Source organism: Billgrantia sp. C5P2 (genome assembly GCF_051062895.2).
Window position 1 is genome coordinate 2,061,891 of record NZ_CM128542.1, and the last position, 20,170, is coordinate 2,082,060.

The 20,170-nt window shown below is 50.8% G+C and carries 15 protein-coding genes; all 15 read left to right on the forward strand.

Going from position 1 to position 20,170, the window contains the following annotated elements:
* Nucleotides 1–38: 38 nt before the first annotated feature.
* Complete coding sequence (locus tag ACRWQA_RS09435; protein ID WP_434228349.1) at nt 39–3,887, forward strand: glycosyltransferase; 3,849 nt, start codon at nt 39–41, stop codon at nt 3,885–3,887.
* Between the two features lie 105 nt (nt 3,888–3,992).
* Nucleotides 3,993–4,742, forward strand: coding sequence for a DUF6270 domain-containing protein (locus ACRWQA_RS09440; protein ID WP_434228348.1), 750 nt, complete (start codon nt 3,993–3,995; stop codon nt 4,740–4,742).
* 14 nt (nt 4,743–4,756) lie between these two features.
* Nucleotides 4,757–5,515 carry a sulfotransferase gene (locus tag ACRWQA_RS09445; RefSeq protein ID WP_434228345.1) on the forward strand — a complete coding sequence of 253 codons (759 nt, stop codon included), beginning with the start codon at nt 4,757–4,759 and terminating at the stop codon, nt 5,513–5,515.
* A gap of 248 nt (nt 5,516–5,763) precedes the next feature.
* Nucleotides 5,764–7,353: a hypothetical protein gene (locus tag ACRWQA_RS09450; RefSeq protein ID WP_446326275.1), complete on the forward strand. Its 1,590-nt coding sequence runs from the start codon at nt 5,764–5,766 to the stop codon at nt 7,351–7,353.
* Between the two features lie 18 nt (nt 7,354–7,371).
* Nucleotides 7,372–8,643, forward strand: coding sequence for a glycosyltransferase family 4 protein (locus ACRWQA_RS09455; protein WP_434228341.1), 1,272 nt, complete (start codon nt 7,372–7,374; stop codon nt 8,641–8,643).
* A gap of 5 nt (nt 8,644–8,648) precedes the next feature.
* Complete coding sequence (locus ACRWQA_RS09460; RefSeq protein WP_434228339.1) at nt 8,649–9,851, forward strand: glycosyltransferase family 4 protein; 1,203 nt, start codon at nt 8,649–8,651, stop codon at nt 9,849–9,851.
* A complete protein-coding gene (locus tag ACRWQA_RS09465; RefSeq protein WP_434228337.1) occupies nt 9,841–11,118 on the forward strand; it encodes an exopolysaccharide biosynthesis polyprenyl glycosylphosphotransferase in 1,278 nt (425 codons plus the stop codon). The genes ACRWQA_RS09460 and ACRWQA_RS09465 overlap by 11 nt, the downstream gene beginning before the upstream one ends.
* Before the next feature lie 36 nt (nt 11,119–11,154).
* Nucleotides 11,155–12,246, forward strand: a complete 1,092-nt coding sequence (gene rfbB / locus ACRWQA_RS09470; RefSeq protein WP_434228335.1) for a dTDP-glucose 4,6-dehydratase — start codon at nt 11,155–11,157, stop codon at nt 12,244–12,246.
* A 76-nt stretch (nt 12,247–12,322) separates the two neighbouring features.
* Nucleotides 12,323–13,192 (forward strand): glucose-1-phosphate thymidylyltransferase RfbA, encoded by an 870-nt coding sequence (rfbA, locus tag ACRWQA_RS09475; RefSeq protein WP_434228333.1) that lies wholly within the window; start codon nt 12,323–12,325, stop codon nt 13,190–13,192.
* 131 nt (nt 13,193–13,323) lie between these two features.
* Complete coding sequence (gene galE, locus ACRWQA_RS09480; protein ID WP_446326276.1) at nt 13,324–14,328, forward strand: UDP-glucose 4-epimerase GalE; 1,005 nt, start codon at nt 13,324–13,326, stop codon at nt 14,326–14,328.
* A 145-nt stretch (nt 14,329–14,473) separates the two neighbouring features.
* Entirely contained in the window at nt 14,474–15,751 is a 1,278-nt protein-coding gene (locus tag ACRWQA_RS09485) for an O-antigen ligase family protein (protein WP_434228329.1), read from the forward strand.
* A 26-nt stretch (nt 15,752–15,777) separates the two neighbouring features.
* Nucleotides 15,778–16,353: an acyltransferase gene (locus tag ACRWQA_RS09490; RefSeq protein WP_434228327.1), complete on the forward strand. Its 576-nt coding sequence runs from the start codon at nt 15,778–15,780 to the stop codon at nt 16,351–16,353.
* Nucleotides 16,337–17,467, forward strand: a complete 1,131-nt coding sequence (gene rffA, locus ACRWQA_RS09495) for a dTDP-4-amino-4,6-dideoxygalactose transaminase (RefSeq protein WP_434228325.1) — start codon at nt 16,337–16,339, stop codon at nt 17,465–17,467. The genes ACRWQA_RS09490 and rffA overlap by 17 nt, the downstream gene beginning before the upstream one ends.
* Nucleotides 17,464–18,882 carry a lipopolysaccharide biosynthesis protein gene (locus ACRWQA_RS09500; protein WP_434228323.1) on the forward strand — a complete coding sequence of 473 codons (1,419 nt, stop codon included), beginning with the start codon at nt 17,464–17,466 and terminating at the stop codon, nt 18,880–18,882. The genes rffA and ACRWQA_RS09500 overlap by 4 nt, the downstream gene beginning before the upstream one ends.
* Nucleotides 18,876–20,168 carry a glycosyltransferase gene (locus ACRWQA_RS09505; RefSeq protein ID WP_434228321.1) on the forward strand — a complete coding sequence of 431 codons (1,293 nt, stop codon included), beginning with the start codon at nt 18,876–18,878 and terminating at the stop codon, nt 20,166–20,168. Before ACRWQA_RS09500 ends, ACRWQA_RS09505 begins: the two co-directional genes overlap by 7 nt.
* The last annotated feature ends 2 nt before the right edge of the window (nt 20,169–20,170 follow it).

Sequence of the window (20,170 nt, forward strand, 5' to 3'; positions counted from 1 at the left end):
CGTTCTATAGGTATGGCTGTATTTCAGGCTCTTTATCCATGCTAAAGAAGTTAGAAGATAATGGCTTGAAGCTCAATAGCAAAGAACTAGAACTTCTCAACCAGCTCAATGGGCTTCTTCGGTTGAAAGGAGGTTGGTTTATTCCTCCTCGCCAGCCTAATCCCGGCCTCATGACTCGCCACAAGCATCTTCTCTACTGCCTGCATCAGTCGGTGCCGCATGCCACAAATGGCTATTCGACACGTTCCCATGGTGTTGCGGTGGGTCTACAACAGGCGGGTTGGCAGGTACGCGCCACCACGCGTCCTGGCTTTCCCTGGGATGAAGGAGCTAACTGTCTTAATGCGGGCTACCATGAGGCCGAATTGGAAGGCGTATCTTACGCTGCCATTGCGGGCTGGAATCTGGCTACGACATCACTGGACTTCTACCTGGCCCAAGCCGCTGATCATTACGTGCGAGAAGCCCAGACCAGTGGATCCGAGATTATCGTCGCCGCCTCCAATCACATCACCGCACTGCCGGCGTTGATGGCTGCCCGCCGTCTGGGGCTGCCGTTCGTGTATGAAGTGCGCGGTCTATGGGAGGTTACGCAAGCTTCCACCCAGTCCGAGTGGGCGGGCTCTGAGCGCTATGAACTAATGCGCGAACTTGAGCAACAGGCCGCCCGCGAGGCGGATCTGGTCATTACCCTGACTGAAGAGCTGGCCGAGGAGCTGGCCAACTGGGGCGTTGCCCGCGATCGTATCGTGGTGGTGCCCAACGCTGTCAACGCCGAGCGCTTCCAGCCCATGGGGCCGGATGCCGCGATCGCCAAAGAACTCAACCTCAAGCCCGGCGTGCCGGTCATCGGCTATGCAGGCAGCGCTGTAGCCTACGAGGGCCTGGAACTGCTGATGGAGGCCTTGGCACAGCTCAAACAGAAAGGCCAGGCCTTCACCTTCGTGCTGGTGGGCGATGGTAAGGTTATCGATACAGTCAAAGCTAAGGCCAAAGAACTGGATATTGAGGGGGAGTGCCGCTTTACTGGCCGAGTGCCCTTCGATCAGGTGCCGCGCTACCTCTCCTGCATGGATATCATGCCCGTTCCGCGCCTTTCATCAGCGGTGACGGAAATGGTCTCTGCCCTCAAGCCGCTGGAAGCCATGGCGATGGGCAAGGCCGTTGTGCTCTCGGATGTGTCGCCCCACAAGACCATGGCCGGGCCCAACGGTGCGCGTGCTAGCCTGTTTAGGAAAGACAGCGCCGAGGCTCTGTCTGCTGCGCTGAAGCAGCTCATCGACAGCCCCGAACAGCGCAAGCGCCTGGGACAGGCAGCCCGTGCCTGGATCGAGCAGGAGCGCACCTGGAACCATGTCACCTGCCGCTACGCCAATGCTCTGGAGCGTGTACGCCGTGATACCGCAGTGGCTACGGCCAAGGCCCAGCCTGTCGCTGCCAAGCGCTTGGAGCAGATCACCCTGGGCTTGATCGCCGATAAGTTCACTACCGATACGCTGACGAGCGCCGTCAAAATAGTGCCGCTTTCTCTGGAGAATTGGCGGGAGGAGCTGGCCAGTCAGCCCATTGACGCCATGTTCGTGGAGTCCGCTTGGAAGGGCAACGATGGGCAGTGGCACCGCAAGGTCGGCTACTACAGCGAGGAAGAGTTCGCGCCGGTCACCGAGTTGCTGGCCCACTGCCGCGAGCAGGGCATCCCCTCGCTGTTCTGGAACAAGGAAGACCCGGTTCACTTCGATCGCTTCCGCAAGACCGCCGCCCTGTGCGATCACGTCTTTACCACCGACAGCCGGCGAATCATTCCCTACTTGGCCACCCCCGGTGCGCTGACCCTAACCGCCAGCAGCTGCCCCTTCTACGCCTCGCCGAAGATCCACAACCTTCTACCCTCAGCCCGTGAATGGCAGCCAACGGCGGCCTATGGCGGAACCTACTACGGCAAGCGCTACCCCGAACGCACCGAGTACATGGACAAGATCATGAGTGCTGCGGCCCCGCTGGGCCTCACGATCTACGATCGCCAGCACGACGACCCCGAATCCCCTTACAAGTACCCAGGCGGCCTGGACGGATATGTGGTCGGCAGCCTGAGCTACGAAGAAATGATCGAGGCCTACAAAGCCCACCCGGTCCAGATCAACGTCAACTCGGTACTGGATTCCCCTACCATGTTCTCGCGCCGGGTGATTGAAGCTGCCGCCTGTGGCTCGCCGATCATCTCTGGCCCAGCACTTGGTATGAATCGTTATCTGGAAGGAGCGGGGCAGATCGTGCGCATCGAAAGCGATGCTGCCCAAGTGCTCGAAAACCTATTGCACCACCCAGCGTACCGTTGGCGGGTGGCGCTAAGGGGGGCTCGAGCAGTAATGCGAGCGCATACAACCGAGCTTCGCCTGGCACAGATGTTGCGGACCGCGGGCATGATGATTTATGCCCCTCAGCCGCCCCGCCTGCAGCTAGTCACTAGCGATATATCGGACGCTGCCGTAGATCGCCTCTTGGCTCAGACGCTACGCCCCCTGCGCGTAATCGCCAGCCAGTGGCAAGCTGGCACCCAGGCACGGCTCGATGCCGCAGATATCGCATGTGCCACCTCTGAGGGGGAGATCATACAAAGCGATTCACTATGGGTACTGGCCGATCCACATGTGCTGGAAGACTTGGAGCCCGAAGATCTCGAAGACTTGGCCTGGCCCACTCGTTACGCTCCACAAACGCGCATCGGCTTTGTGCGTCGCGATAGTCCAGATGAAGGCGAGTGGCCAGGCGTTGCTCTGGAAAGCCAGGCCATTGACCCTGGCTTACAACTGCTCTGTCCCCCAGCAGACATAGCGCTCAAGGAACTGAGCGACTGGGCTGCGTTACAGCCAACGCTGGCCTTGCGCAAGCCTGCCCAAGCCCATGAGCATCCACCCAGCATTCCGCCGAAGAAAACGGTAGTGATCGCTGGGCATGACCTCAAGTTCATCAAACCATTCTACCCCTACTTCACCCAGGCAAGCATTCGTCTGCTCCTCGACTTCTGGAGCGGCCACAACCAGCATAACGAAACCGCCAGCAAACGACTGGTTCGCCAAGCTGATACGGTATTCTGCGAGTGGATGTTGGGCAATGCCATCTGGTACGGCAACCATAAGCGGGAAGGGCAAAAGTTAGTGGGCCGGCTGCATGCCCAAGAACTGCGTAGTGCGCTGTTTGACGAGGTGCCCTTCGAAAAATTTGACACGGTGATCTTCGTAGGGCCGCACATGTTGCGCAAGGCTGAGAAGCGAAACTCGGCATTAAAATGCAACGGTATCGTGATCTTCAATGGCGTGGATATAGACGCAATGCGGGCTATACCGCGGAAACAAACGAATGGTAAGGTGCTGGGCCTGGTGGGCATGGTGCCGCAAAGCAAGCGTCTGGATCGCGCGCTGGATATTCTCAAGGAACTGCGCAAGGAGGATGGTGGTTACACCCTACGAGTCAAGGGCAAGCGTTCTGAAGACTATCCCTGGATGGCGAAGCGCACCGAAGAAATGGCTTGGTACGAAACACAATATCGTCGCTTGAAAGAGGATCCGCTACTCAAAGGGGCGGTATTCTTCGACTCTCACGGAAACGATATGCCGGAGTGGTATTCAGGCATCGACTACGTGCTGTCCGTTAGTGATCACGAAAGTTTCCATTTAGCAGTCGCAGAAGGCTCTGCTTCTGGAAGCCACCCCATTATACTTCCTTGGGAGGGTGCTAGTGAAATATATCCAGCGGATTGGATTGCGAATGAAATTAAGGGGGCGGTTAAAAAAATAATTAGTTATGATTCAATCAAAGTTGACGCAAAAATAACGGTAAGTAATTTCGATATTAAAAAGGTCGCCATTAATTTAATGAAGTGTTTCTAATCGATTGTGTATGTTTTTTATATCTTATTTCTTATGCCTGGATAAATAGGCGAGTATTTACTTGCGCATTGATGAAATTAAATATCTATAAGCTTAGGCGATACTATGTCTATCAGTGGTAATGTTTCAATATTAATATTAGGAAGTTGTGTAACTCGAGATGGTTTCTCATATGCAAGCAATGATGATTTAAAGCTTGCTGGTTACATGGCCAGAACTAGTCTTGCTTCGCAATCGAGAAGATCATGGTTTGATGAATCTATCCTTGTCAATATTGATTCCCCCTTTCAAAAGAAAATGGTGGAGTTTGATATGAAAAAAAATATGACAAAAAAAATACAAAACACAGATTTTGATTTATTAATTGTAGACTTGATCGATGATAGATTCGATCTCGTAGAACAGTCAGAAGATTGCTATGCTACTCGATCGGTTGAGTTTTTGAAAGGGCTTAATGGCAAGCCGGTTGGTCGGATTATTCCACATGGCAGTGAGGAGTATGAAGTATTATGGAGGCAAGGTTTTGAAAAGTTATTAAGTTGTCTTGTGAATTGTGGAAAAAAAGAAAAAATAAGGGTTAATGAAGTTTATTGGGCGACTAAAACCGATCATGGAAAATCAATCCAAGGTTTTGCCGCGGATCGCATAAAGGAAGAAAATGATTTGCTCTCTCAGCGCTATGGCTATATGCGCCGCATTCTTGGTAAAGATCAATTCTATTCATTTGAAGATAAATATTTCGTAGCTGATGAGAATCATAAATGGGGAGTCTCTCCTTTTCATTACACTTCGTTTTATTACAAATCGCTGATGGATAAAATTAAAGGCGATTGTAATTATAATTTATTGTGCTGAATGTGGATAAAGATATGATACCGCTGATCGTAATGGGTATGGGTCGGTCTGGAACAAGATATTTTGCAGATATTTTATCATCGCATGAGTCCGTTCTCCTTTATGGTGAGATTCCCCATTCTGCAATGGCTAGGTTCATCTCGCTTTTAGATACTTTAGATAAGGAGCACAGTAGGGACGCGGCGAGAAAGCAAAGGTGGGATGAAAAAAAACTTTCTTTTATTTTTGAAGCATTTAAAAGCATGTCGATGGGGAGGGCAAAGAATAAATCTGGGCATCTTTATGTTGGGCATAAGACGCCCAGAAGCGAATTCTTTTTTGATGCTTATGAGAGACATTTTAAGGGCGCTGGTGTACAGGCTTGTTATTTTTATTGTTTACGTAACCCCTTTGATGTATGGTCTTCATTTCAAAATATGCCATGGAATGCTTTTGAAAACGTTAATGCTTTCATAGAATGTTATAATGAATCATACCGCAGATATGTTCAGGCGTCTTCCAGAGCTAAAGGGCGAGTGCATCTTTTAAATTTGGACGTCTTAAGGCTGGGTGGTGAGCCCCGAAAATTCTTTCAAGAAAAGGTTTTTCATCCGTTAGAAATAAATGCTGATGACGACTTTCTTGATTCTTTGATTGGTAAGAGTAACACAAATTCGTCTCAAAATGCCGTAGGCCGAAAACCTGAAAAAATGTCCTCTTTAGATTATGATAAAATTATGGGAAACAAAGAGATTTCCCTGATTATTTCCGAGCACTTTGCGTGGCTAGTCTAGCATTGTATTTATGAAACATATAGAGATTTTAGTATTGCTAATCCTTTCAGATTTGTACTTGGCGCCCTCTTGCTAACTACGGAGCTTATGAATTGTTAAGCCACATCATGACTACTATTAGGTGGTCTTTCTCTATCGGCAATAAGTTTTTTAAGGTTGTGCCGTGGGATACGTTTGTGATAGTTATGGCTACTCTAGTATCTCAGTTTTCGATACTGTTAGCGTTCTTGCTGCCTTTGAAAATTATCATGTTGCTAGGTTCAGGTGGGGTTCCTCGCTACTTTCCCTCTTTTCTTGCTAATTATAATAAAGATGTTCTTGTTATAGCTCTAAGTATAGCGGCTATTGGTTTCTATATAGCTTACATGGTTGCCGAAAAAATCATATCATTTGGATCGCATCGTGGTGCTAATTATTTGTTGTTAAAAAGCCATAAAGTGACATTGTTTGAAAACCAAGAAGGAATTGCTCGTCGAGGTTTTCAACGCTATTCAAGTAGTTTGGCAAGTAGTGTGTTTTTATTTCTGGTCGCTGTAGCGCTTTTTTGGCTGTATCCTGAGCTGTTAATATTCATTGCTTTTTATGTTGCGATGGCTTTTTTAGTGGTGGCTTTGCTCTACTCTAAAGTCGAGAAAATAAAGACTGGCTTGGACACGGCGCCTGGAGCTATTGTTACCACTTTGACCAATATAGGCTTTCTTTTAGCATTCGCATTTATGGTAGGCCAGTTTCTTGCCGGCGATCCTCCAGGTTTATTTGTTGCTATCATATCTTTAATAATGATGCGTCAGGGATTTTCGAGAATCACCGGGATTGTTAATGACCTAAGAGGCTTATATATACAACGGTTTAAGCTCAATGCTTTGTTTTTTCATGGGCATGTTTTGGTCAATGAGCCAAAGCAGCATGAGACAAATTTTTGGACACTGTTTCGTTCACCACAGCTGGAAGAGTGGCTTTCAAATGTATTGCAAGGTGTAGTTTCTAGACCGATTGATGAATTAAGAATCCAGTGGTTTAAGCTTGGCATGTCAGATATAGTGGCGTTGCATGTCCAGGTGTATGGTCCTGATAAAAACGTTCACGGTGCGTATCTTGTTAAACTGTATAACGCCAACCGGAGCTCCTTGGCTAAGCATGAAGCCACATTGTTGGCTGAGGATACTAATCTGCCGGCTTTGAAATTGCTTAGTGTTAATGAGGTCGAGGGGTTTCAGTGTAATGTTATGCAATGGAATTCGGAAAAACGGTTGTCGCAAAAAGAATTTTTGAGAGTGAGGGATCGCGTTTCAGCTCGACTAATGTCAATTGAACCAGAGAAAAAAATCCTTTCTCGATTTACTCGTTCACGCCCCCTTCTGTGGCAGCGTATTAATACTGTAATGCTGGAACGTCTCCATACTGTAGCTGAGCTGCTGGGGCGTGAGCATGTTGATTATTTAGAGCGGCTTGGTAAGGAGTTGGAGGCCATTAAATGCCGGCTTGGCGAGTTGCCTTTAATCATTGTCAATCCTGATCAAGAAGCTGATTTAATTCTAAAAGCAGATAATGGTAAATTTGTTATGATACATTGGGGACGTTGGGCATTGGAGCCTATAGGCGCAAATTGGCCGACGCAGACCAGCCAGTTCGAAAAATTGGGTAGTGCTCTGGAGGAAGCGAAATCAGCCCGCCCTGCTTTGCATAATGTCTCTATTGAAGATGTGAACCTTTCTGCATTGATGTATGCGTTTGAAAAGATGTATGCTCGCCAAAATTTTGTTGGTGCTTTGAAATTAATTCCTAGGATTTTGAGGTGTCTTGATGTGGCGCCTGAGACGTCCAGGGCTTCAACCTGACGGTGCGAGGAGAATGATTTGCCAACTGTTTCCATGATTGTCTGGAACGAATTTCTTAATGACGCGCGAGTTTTGAAGGAGGCGCAGACCCTCCAGGCAATGGGACATCAGGTTGTTGTGCATGCCCTGCATACCCCCGGTGTGACGGAAGAGCGGGAAACTCTAGCCTCTGGTGTTCAGGTGGTGCGTGTTGCTCGCAGTCCATTGTGGAAGCTTCGCAAGCGTAAGCGCCTCGAAGCCGAACGCAATGCCGCCAAGAAGAGTGAGAAGACAAAGCCACAATCACAGAAGGCTGCTGCTCCGCCGCCTGAAACCTTTGTACGGCAGTTGCTCAAGCTGGTGGCTAGGCTCTGGACCCATGCTGGGCTCGCCATCCAGCTCATGCGTTCCCGCCCCGATGCCATCCATGCCCACGATGTGAATGTACTGCCAACTGCCTGGATAGCGGCCAAAATCGCTCGGGTGCCGCTGGTTTACGATGCCCACGAGATCAGTACCGACCGTGAAGGGTACAAGGCCTTTCGTGGCGTGGTTGGCTGGTTGGAGAAGAAGCTCATGCCCAGGGCCGCCGGCACCATTACGACGACGGACGCTCGTGCCAAGTTCTTTGCCCGCGCCTATGGCATACCTCGCCCACTGGTGCTGCAGAATCGCCCTCGGCTGGTCAAAGTGAAGGGATCGAACCGCATTCGGGAGGAGTTGGGGCTGGTCGAGCCTTGGCCGATCGTGCTTTATCAAGGCGGGCTGCAGCCGGGCAGGGGGCTTCCCCGTTTGGTGGAAGCGGCCGCCAGTGTGTTGAATGCCTACTTCGTTTTCATTGGTGGGGGCCGGCAGGCCCACGAGCTCCATGAGCTGACGGCCAAGCTGGAGCTGAAGGAGCGGGTACGGTTCATTCCTACCGTGGCGCTCAGTGAGCTGCCGTCCTATACCGCTTCTGCGGATATCGGCGTGCAACCCATCGAGAACACTTGCCTCAACCACTTCACTACCGATTCCAACAAACTGTTCGAGTATGTGATTGCCGGTTTGCCGGTAGTGGCTAGCCAGCTGCCCGAGATTTCTAAGGTAGTGCGTAACCATGATCTGGGTTTGTTGGTGCCTCCTGGCGATACGGAAGCCTTGGCGGGTGCCATCCGGCAGTTGGTGGAGTCATTGGACCTGAGGGTCTATTACCGTAGCAAGGCGGAGCAGGCCGCCGAGTCGCTCAATTGGGAGAGCCAGGAACAAGCACTGGTCGAGCTGTATGAGCGGGTACTGCCTGCTTCTCGGGTCGCCAAGGCAGGGCGTTGAGCTCCGTGCGGGTGCTTCTGCTTGGTTTCTATTACCCACCGGATATCAGCGCCGGTGCCTTTCGTGCTGAAGCCTTGGTAGAAGCGCTGGCCTGTCGTTTGCCTGCGCATGGTGAACTGCATGTGCTTACGACCAGGCCCAGCCGGTATGTCGCTGAAGGAACTTCACCTCCTGCAGTGGAAACGCTCTTTTCAGGTAAGGTGAGAGTCGTACGGCTGCCTGTTTCGGGCGGGGGACGTGGCATGGCCTCCCAGGCTCGTGCATTTGCCTCCTATGCACTTCAGGTGCGTAGGCTGGTTAAACAAGAGCGTTACGACCTGGTGATCGCCACTTCGTCCCGCCTGATGACGGCGGTACTCGGCGCCTGGGTTGCGCGCAGGAAGAAAGCACGGCTCTATCAGGATATACGCGACAATTTCGTCGAGAACCTGCCCTTCGTGCTGCCCGGGGGCACCGGCAGGCTTGTGGCGCCACTGTTTGGCATGCTCGAGCGTTGGGCGCTGGGTCGCGCCGACAGGATCAACCTGGTTTCGCGGGGATTCGAGCCCTATTTCCGGCCACGCTATCCCCGTCAACGCTTTGCCTGGCACACCAACGGTATCGATCCCCCTTTTGTCGAGGCGGCGGAATCTGGTTTCTTTGATCAGAAAATTCATGCCGATGAAAGCCAGCCCCTGCGTGTACTCTATGCTGGCAACCTGGGGGCCGGCCAGGGAATGGAACTCATCCTGCCGAACCTGGCGGAGCGGTTGAGTACGCGGGTTGCCTTTACCGTTATTGGTGCGGGGGCGGGGCGGGAAGCTTTATGCCGCGCACTGTCGGAACGAGGCATTGAGAACGTGCAGGTGCGAGATCCCGTACCACGCGAGGCGCTGCTCGAGGCTTATTACGCTGCCGATGTGCTTTTCCTGCATTTGAACACCTTGCCTTCGCTGGAGAGTGTTCTTCCCTCCAAGCTGTTCGAGTATGCCACGACGGGCCGGCCCATCTGGGCTGGATTGGCGGGCTTCCCTGCTGATTTCGTCAAGGAGGAGATAGAAAACGCTGCGGTGTTCGCACCGGGCGATGTCGAAGCGGCTGTCGCTGCCTTGGATCGACTTGAGTTACACTGCCGCCCGCGACCGGCATTCGTAACGAAATGGCGGCGTGACAAGATCATGGCGAACATGGCAGATCAAGCTTTGGCTCTGGTGACGAATGAAGCGTAAGTACGAGCGCCGGCATTCCCGGTGGTATGAGGTGTTGCTGCTGGGGTTGGGTATCCATGTCCTGGTGGGGCTGCCGTTGGTTATTCTGTTACCTTCGCTGGAGCGCTGGGGCTGGGAATTCTGGCACTACTTGCCGGACGTGCGCAGCAACACAATTATTGCCGTTGGGGGGGCTTTCCTGGCTTCCGCACTGACGCTTCGGCGTCTAAGCGATTACCCTGGCACCCAGTTGGCAGCCTACATACTGCCTACGGTTTCCATCGCCTTCTTGATTACCGTGGCTTTGCTGTTTTTCACCCGGGAGGGGTATACCCGCCAGGTACTGTTCAGTGGCTATATCGTGAGCCTGGCGTGGTTCTACCTGGGTTACTCCATTGGCCGCCGCTACCGCATGTTGAAGTTGGCGTTGGTGCCTTTCGGCGATACCAAGCGTTTGTTGCACCACACCCGCCGCTTAGACCTGCGTTTGCTGGACGAGCCCGACCTGCAAGGGGTTCGCGTCGATGGCGTGGTGGCCGACCTGCGAGCGGAGGACCTACCGCCGGAGTGGGAGAAGTTTCTGGCGACCTGTACGCTATGCCATATTCCCGTTTATCACATTCGCCAGATCCATGAGTCGCTTTCGGGCAGGGTGCAGATCGATAGCCTTTCCGAGAACGAGTTCGGTAGCCTGCTGCCCTCGCTGATGTACCTGCGCTTCAAGCGCTTCGTCGATACTCTTGGTGCCATACTTCTGTTGCCGTTGTTGTTGCCGATCATGTTGGTCACGGCCGTGGTGATCAAGCTGGATAGCCCCGGCCCTGTGTTCTTCATGCAACCGCGCATGGGCTACCGCGCCAGGCCGTTTTTGATGTACAAGTTTCGCAGCATGTACCACGACATGAGCGGTGAGGACTTTACCATCTCGGAAGACGACCCGCGTATTACACGGGTAGGCAAGGTGATCCGAAAGTATCGCATCGACGAGCTGCCGCAGATTTTCAATATTTTGAAGGCACAAATGAGCTTCATCGGCCCTCGGCCGGAGTCGGTGTCTCTCTCCGAGTGGTATGAAGAGGACGTACCGTTTTTCAGCTATCGTCATGTCGTGCGCCCGGGGATTACTGGCTGGGCGCAGGTAGAGCAGGGTTATGCGGCCGAAGTACAGGGTATGACCAAGAAGCTGCAGTACGATTTCTACTACATCAAGCACGTATCACTATGGCTGGACGTGCTGATTGCTCTCAAGACAGTGCGTATCCTGTTTACCGGTTTTGGCGCCCGATAGAATTTTATTCAAACTTGGCTTGAACATACGGTTTATATGAAAATTCTCATTACAGGCGGAGCGGGTTTTATCGGTTCGGCCGTGATTCGCCATATTATTCAACACACCGCTGACAGCGTGGTCAATGTCGACAAGCTGACTTATGCAGGCAACCTTGGCAACCTCAACGAAGTTAGCCACTCGGATCGCTATCGCTTCGAACGAGTTGATATTTGCAATCAAGGCGAGCTGGAGCGGGTGTTTGACACTTATCAGCCTGGTGCGGTGATGCATCTGGCCGCAGAGAGCCATGTGGACCGTTCGATCGATGGCCCTGCAGATTTTATCCAGACCAATATCGTGGGAACCTACACCCTGTTGGAGGTGGCGCGACATTACTGGCTGGGTCTCACGGCGGCGCGCAAGGCCGAGTTTCGCTTTCACCATATCTCTACGGATGAGGTTTACGGGGATTTGCCACACCCGGATGAGGAGAGCGATGCGCTGTCGTACCTTTTCACTGAGCGTACCGCTTATGCGCCTAGCTCACCCTATTCGGCCAGCAAGGCCAGTTCAGATCATCTGGTGCGGGCTTGGCAGCGTACCTTCGGCCTGCCAACCCTGGTGAGCAACTGCTCCAACAATTACGGGCCTTATCACTTCCCGGAGAAGCTGATCCCCTTGATGATCCTCAATGCCTTGGAAGGCAAGGCTTTACCGGTATATGGCAAGGGCGACCAGATACGAGATTGGCTCTATGTGGAAGATCACGCCCGCGCGCTCTATCGGGTTGTGGCGCAAGGGAAGATTGGGGAAACCTACAATATTGGCGGCCACAACGAAAAACGGAATCTGGAGGTGGTTCAGACTCTCTGTGACCTGCTACAAGAGTTGGCACCGCCTGCTGGGCGTGGCTTGTCTCTTGAGCACTATCGGGACCTGATTACCACCGTAGAGGATCGTCCTGGCCATGACCGGCGCTACGCCATCGACGCCGGCAAGGTCGAGCGCGAACTCGGTTGGGTACCGCAGGAAACTTTTGAAACCGGGCTGCATAAAACGGTCCAATGGTATTTGGATAACCAGGCGTGGTGCCAGCGGATCAGGGATGGCAATTATCGAGGCGAACGGCTGGGCAATCGGATCTAGGTGGCACTGGATGCCACAACAATGCATGGTTGCTGTTGCAGTGCTTGGAAGCTAAACAAGTGATGGAGTCAATCAAATGAAAGGCATCATTCTTGCCGGAGGTTCCGGTACTCGTCTTCACCCCATCACCCGCGGTGTCTCCAAACAGCTCCTGCCGATCTACGATAAACCAATGATCTACTATCCGATCTCGGTGCTGATGCTCGCTGGCATTCGCGAGATCCTGATCATTTCCACGCCTGAAGATCTGCCCCAGTATGAGAATCTCCTGGGTGATGGCAACGATTTCGGTGTGCGCTTTGAGTACGCCCTCCAGCCCAGCCCCGAAGGTCTGGCTCAGGCATTTATTATCGGTGAGGAGTTCATTGGCGACGATTCGGTCTGTCTCGTGCTCGGTGATAACGTTTTCCACGGGAACGGTTTCAGCATACAGCTCCAGCGAGCAGCGGCACAAAAGAGCGGCGCTACTGTCTTTGGCTACCTGGTCAAGGATCCCGAGCGTTTCGGCGTGGTGGAATTTGATGTAGAAGGCCGCGCGATCTCCATCGAAGAGAAGCCAGTGCAGCCTAAATCTCCCTATGCTGTCACCGGCCTCTACTTCTACGACAACGATGTCGTGGAGATTGCCAAGCAGGTCGAACCCAGTCATCGTGGAGAGCTGGAAATTACCAGTGTGAACAACGCCTACCTGCAACGCGGTGACTTGCGCGTGGAACGGTTGGGGCGTGGGTTTGCCTGGCTGGACACAGGCACCCACGATAGCCTGTTGGAAGCTAGCCAGTATGTGCAGACCATCGAGCATCGCCAAGGCCTGAAAGTCGCCTGTCTGGAGGAGATAGCCTGGCGCAACGGTTGGATCACAACCGAGCAGCTGATCGAATGCGGCAACGCGCTGAGCAAAACAGGATATGGGCAGTACTTACTGCAAATTGTGAAAAGCCAGTAGGGGCGTGCCTTTTGCTTGGAGCTATTGAGCTGAGGAGTTCCTACGATGTACCGTTGCGGCAAGCCGCATCAATGGGTACGCACGGTTGGTGGCTAAGCACACGCTAGGTGTTGCCCTTTTTTGGTAATTCCATGCAAATGAAAATATTAGTGGTAGGTGGCGCTGGCTACATCGGCTCGCATATGGTGAAGCGACTTGCGCTGGGGGGGCATGAGGTCGTGGTGCTCGACGACCTCTCGACGGGGTTTGCTTCACAGGTGAAGTGGGGCCGGTTGGTGGTAGGCAGTACGGCAGACACCGAGCGATTGGCCTCGCTCTTCGGTGAGAACCGCTTCGATGGCGTGATGCACTTTGCCGGCTCCAGCCTGGTGGGTGAGTCGGTTGCCGCACCCGCGCGGTATTACCGCAACAACGTCGCTCACACGCTCAACCTGTTGGATGCCATGGTCAGTCATGGCGTACGCCACTTCGTCTTCTCTTCTACGGCAGCGGTCTATGGCGAGCCAGTGGCGGTTCCTATTGGTGAAGCTCACCCACGTTCACCCATCAACCCCTATGGGGCCAGCAAATGGATGGTCGAGCGCGTCTTGCAGGATTATGCGGCTGCCTACAGGCTCAACTCGGTAAGCCTGCGCTACTTCAATGCCAGCGGGGCTGATCCGGACGGCGAGCTGGGGGAGTGCCATGACCCCGAGACGCACCTTATCCCCTTGGTCCTACAGTCGGCATCCGGCCGGGGCGGGCCAGTGACGGTGTTTGGCCGCGACTATCCTACGCCGGATGGCACTTGCATCCGCGATTACGTCCACGTGACTGATTTGTGTGAGGCACACGCTTTGGCCTTGGAGGCCATGGCTTCGGGCAGGTGCAAGGGAGCCATGACCTTTAACTTGGGAAACGAGGAGGGGGCGAGCGTGCATGCGGTGATCGACGTGGCACAGGAGCTGGTAAGACAGGATGGCTACGAAATTGCCGTGCGGGAGGGTTCACGCCGACCGGGCGACCCGGCAGTGCTGGTTGCCGATTCAAGCCTGGCCAGGCAAACGTTGGGTTGGCAACCGCAGTTTGGCCGATTGAGCCAGATCGTTGCCCATGCGTGGCATTGGGAGAAAGCATTGGCCAGGCAAGACGGGTAACTTTCAGCGTTGCTCTGACAGGAATGGCCCGTGCGGGAGAGCCACGAGGCTTCGATAGCGCCGCACGGGGTCGAAAGTGATATGATTTGCGCGAGCGCCTTTAGGCGCTCGTTGTGTTTATGGCTCGCTTGGTAGAGGAAGTGCAATGAAAGGCGTGTTCATGCGAGAGCGAGCTTTGCTGATGAATCAATGGGCGTTGCTACTGGTACTCGTGCTCCTCATTGCGACCCCGGTACGTAGCCATGCTGTGGTAGCGGTATTGCTGCTCTATTCCGTTGGCTACCTGACGGTCAACCGCCATACGTTGTCGATGTTGCCTTTCGATTGGCTAGTGATTGGGCTGCTGACGCTGTACTTGTTGTCACGGTTACCTATCTTCTTACTGGATGGTCAGCAGTCGCGCTATCTGGCCCCTGGCGCGCATATGGCCGCTTTGGTGCCTATCTATCTGATGCTTCGCCACTTATTGGCGCCTGTCGACCTACCAGCTTTCAGGCAATATATGGAGGTTGGTGTTGTGCTGGGTTGCCTGGGTGCTCTGGCAGTAGCGCTCTACCAAACCCTGGTATTGGGCAGTTATCGCGCCGATGGTTTCTTGTTCAGCATCAACTTGAGCTACCTCAGTTGTGCCATGGCGTTCCTCGCCGCTAGCCTGATACGAGGCAGCAGCCATAAAACATGGCTGCTACTCGCAGCTCTTGCCGGGGCCCTAACCTGCATACTGACCCTCGTCCGGGGCGGGATCCTGGTGCTGCCGATCCTGCTGGTTCTGTTGCTATTGCTTAATGCCAACACAATCGGCTGGAAGGTAATTGTGGCTGCTTTGGTTGCTCTCCTGATGCTGGCGTTGGTTAGCTATGCCACGTTGCCTAACGTACAAAACCGCATTGACTACACTACCGCTGAAGTCACTAACTTGATGGAAGGTGATATCGAAGCCGCCGTTTCGAGCGGAGGACGCCTACAGCTTTGGACGGCAGCGTATCATGCCTTCATGGCACGACCGCTGATCGGGCTTGGTTATGAAGAACGTGAGGCGCTCAATGCCGAGCTGGTGGAGCGAGGCGTACTCACCGAATGGGTGCTGGGTGTAAACCGTGGTCATGCCCACAACCAGTATTTCGAGATGGCTGCTACAGGCGGTCTGCTGGCGCTGCTGGCGCTGGCTGGCTATCTTGTGGTGCCGGGGGTTTACCATTGGAAGGTTTATCGGAGAGATCGAGATAATACGTGGGCACAGGCAGGCTTGGTGTTCACGGTGGGGTTCGCCTTCTACAATCTGACCGAGGCGGCTATTCATCATGAAATGATGACCACCTTCTACACGTATATGCAAGTGATGTTGGTAGTGATGGGCAGGGTAGAGCTAGGATACAAAGGTCTGGGGCTGGGGACTGCAAAAAAATCTTGTCCTCAAGGGTAAAGGACTCCTAAAGGAAGGGTGAGAGTATGGCGTATTATTCGCATGCCGAGCTTCAGGAAATGGGTTTCAAGAAAATTGGAAAGAACGTAAAGATAAGCAATAAAGCGAGTATTTACGAACCTGAAAAAATAACCATAGATGACTTTTCAAGAATCGATGATTTTTGTGTTATTTCTGGAAAGGTTACCATAGGTAAATATTGTCATATTACTCCAATGTGTCTTGTGGCTGGTGGCGAACCTGGTGTGTTTCTGCACGACTTTAGTTCGTTGGCTTATGGAGTTAAAGTTTTTTCTCAGTCCGATGATTACAGTGGCCGGACGATGGTCAATTCATTGATCCCCAGAAAATATAAGGCGGAATTTTTTAAAAGCGTTGAAATATGTCGCCAGGTTGTGATAGGGGCAAATGCTGTGGTTCTTCCGGGAGTCACCATAGCCGAAGGATGCTCGATTGGCGCTTCCGCGCTCGTATTGAAGAGCACAGAGGCCTGGGGAGTCTATGCAGGAGTACCTGCAAAGCGAATAAAAGAGAGGAGTAAAGAATTACTTCAGCTCGAAAAGCAGTTTCTTGACGAGGTGCGTAATGATCCCATTCAATAAGCCACCTTACACAGGTCGAGAAAACGAACATATTTTGACTGCCTTGGCAAGCGGGAAATTATCCGGTGATGGAGCCTATACGGCAAAATGCCATGAATGGTTCGAGCACCGTTTGCCTTGTCATAAAGCTTTGCTGACCCCTTCGTGTACGCAAGCATTGGAGATTGCTGCCCTCCTGATTGATATTAAACCGGGGGACGAAGTCATTATGCCGAGCTATACCTTTGTCAGCACGGCCAATGCGTTTGTATTAAGAGGAGCGAAAATCGTTTTTGTCGACATACGTCCTGACACAATGAATATCGACGAAAATAAAATTGAAGCAGCCATAACCAATAAAACAAAAGCTATCGTTCCCGTTCACTATGCCGGTGTCGGTTGTGATATGAAAAAGATTATGTCACTTGCCGATCGTTACAGTCTCTTTGTCATTGAAGATGCTGCTCAGGGAATGATGAGTCGGTATGAGGATAAAATGCTAGGTACGATAGGGCATTTGGCTGCGTATAGTTTCCACGAAACTAAAAACTATACGAGCGGTGGGGAAGGGGGACTACTGATAATAAATGACCTTTCTTTTAAGGAAAGGGCGGAAATAATCCGTGAGAAAGGGACCAACCGCAGCTTGTTTTTCCGTGGTATGGTGGATAAGTACAGCTGGGTAGATATTGGCAGCAGTTATCTGCCAAGTGAGTTGCAAGCGGCTTACTTATGGGGGCAGCTTGAAGAATCAGACAATATTAACAATAACCGACGCTCTATTTGGGAAAAGTATTACTCACGGCTTTATCATCTGAAAAAGAAAGACTTTATAGATTTGCCCTTTGTGCCTGACAATTGTGTCCATAATGCGCATATGTTCTACGTCAAGGCCAAGGACTTAGAGGAAAGGGATGCATTAATAAAACATCTTAAAGATAATGGCATTGCGGCTGTCTTTCATTATGTGCCGCTGCATACGGCTAAAGCAGGAGTCGTTTATGGAAGATTTGAAGGCTGTGATGAATTTACAACAAAAGAATCTGAGCGTTTATTAAGACTTCCTATGTGGTATGGTATGCCTGACGAGTTTGTGGAAAAAACTGTGGTAGGTATAACGGACTTTTATCATTGAATATCAGGAAAATTGCCAGCTTTTCCCTTGGGCCAGTACTTGGTGCCTTTTTGGGATTTATAACGCTGCCGTTAATTGCATGGATATTTCCCAAGGAAGATATCGGGCGGTTCTCGATGTATCAAGCTGTCTTGGGCTTTGGTGTAATGCTGTTTAGTTTGGCACTGCACCAGGCATATGTGCGAGAATATCAGGAAATGGACAATAAGGGGCTTTTGTTAAAGCTAACCATATTGCCTGGGGTCCTTCTCTTCGTGTTGGTAAGTTTGGTATTTTTTGTTTTTCCTTTGAGCTTGTCGATTTGGGTATTTGATCTCCAGTCAGTCGAGCTGGATATGTTGATCATGCTTGGTTTGTTATTCTCTTTTTTAATCAATATATTGAAGCATGTTTTAAGAATGCAGGAGCGAGGAATGGCGTTCTCCGTAGCAGAAGTAATGCCGAGGATAAGTCATTTAATATTTATCGTTATTTTTGTGGTCGCGTTTTACGAATATGGGTTTAAAGAGCTGGTTTTGTCCAATGTAATTGCGCTTGCAATCACGCTGACGGCTTTAGTCTACCTGGTAAGAGCGGATATAAGGCAGGCGCTGTCGGCAGAATACGATAGAAAAACAATGCAGGCAATGCTGACTTTTTCACTACCCTTGGTGGCGGGAAGTTTAGCCTATTGGGCTTTGACGACAATGGATCGTTTTTTTCTTCGGATACTGGCAGGATTCGATGAACTTGCCCTCTATTCTGTTGCAGTAAGCATTGCTGCTGTAGCGGCAGTTTTATCTACCATTTTTTCTAACTTGTGGCACCCCGTTGTATACCGTTGGGTTAGTGAGGGGGTGCAGATGGAAAAAGTACAAGCAGTAATTGATTTTATGCTTTTGGGTATCTTGGCAGTTTGGTCTCTGTTTGGTGCTTTTTCCTGGGTGATAAGTTACCTTCTGCCTAATGAATACTTGAGCATCCAATATCTTGTTGTTGCATGTGTTTCAATGCCGTTGCTGTATATGCTTTCGGAAGCTACGGTCATTGGGGTGGGAATTACCCGGCGCTCAGTTTTTTCTATGTCGGCCTCATTGTTGGCCCTGTTTGCCAACCTGTTACTAAATTATTTGCTGATACCGAAATACGGAGCTGCTGGAGCGGCTATCGCTTCTGCCTTGTCATTCTCACTTTTTTTCGCAATAAGAACGGAAGCTAGCTGCTACGTATGGAGGCCAATTCGAAGATTGCATATGTATATATTGGTCATCTGCTATTTGTCCTTCACAATACTGTTTGCTCTTCAAGAAGTCCAGTATCCAATCGTTGCGGTGGGTTTGTGGCTTTTTTTGCTTCTGTTAACAATGCTTCTGCTTAATAACCGAGTGCGCCAATTATTTGACATCGTTAAGGATAAGGTGGCTTCAAAATGCTGATCATCTATAGTGCATTGCGGTTAGGAGGGATCGAGACGTTCTTTGTCAGGCTGGCAAGAGAACGGCACAGGCAGGGGAAGTCGACGAATATTCTTCTCCTGGATAAATATTCTGAGAGTGATTCGGAACTTTTACAAAAAATGAGGGCTGTGGCAAACGTTTACACGTTTGAAGATGTTTTTTACGACTACCCTATTCTTGTGCGTCGCTTTCCTTTGTTGACTCCTATGAAAAAAACAGGCGTCGATAAAGTACTTGAATTTGCCACTCAAATTCACGTGACCAATGGAAAAAATGCACTTCTTGCTGATCGGTTAAACAACGTAGCGAGCAAGAATTTGCCAATAACCGTTGGGGTGTACCATTCATTGGAATTTGCATGGGGCGGTAAACAGTTGCCATATTTTGAACGCATCAATCGTGAGTTTGTTCTGAAGCATCAACCAAGCGATAATTTGCTGTGTTTTGCGAGCTCTACAAAAAATTTTTTACAGGATAGACTTTCAGTACAAATAGAAAATGCTAAAGAATTCCGTCTTGGTGTGATAGAAAGCACGCATCGCCATGCTCGGCAGCCACATGAACTTAGGAGGACGAAAACTTCTGATGCGGTGTTAAAAATATGTGCTGTGGGGCGCTTGGTGGAGTTCAAAAGCTATAATTTGTGGATGCTGGACGTTATAAAGACTCTGAGAGAAAGAAATATTCCTGTACTATTTGACATTTACGGCGATGGGCCGCTTACGAATAAGATTCAAGCTAAGATTGATGCATTGGGCCTGACGGATTTGGTCACCATGCGTGGTTCTTTTGAATATTCGAAATTTGATGATGTTGTCTCTGGATACGATATATTTATCGGTAGTGGCACGGCTATTATACAAGCAGCGTTCTGTGGTGTTCCCTCTATCATCGGAATAGAATCCTTGGAGAATCCTGTTTCCTATGGATTTTTTAGTGACTATTCAGAATATGAGTATCACCATCCTGCTTTGAGTTTCCCAAAGCGACCTGTGGTTGAGTTGATTGAAGAGTTCAAGGATATGAGTCTTGAACAGCGTGAGGAACTTTCTCGACAGCATGTTGAAGCAGCCGAAAAGTTTTCAATGACCGCTGTGGCACAGAATTTTGATCAACCTTACCTTACTGCTGTTGATAATTTTAATTATTCAAGAGTTGCTTACTCTCTTAGCGAAAAGATTTTTAGTTTGAAGCATAAGCTTATGGGGCGAAGAGTTGAATATACTAAAAGAAAATTTGATAAGGTGGAAGTCGACAAGAGGTGAAT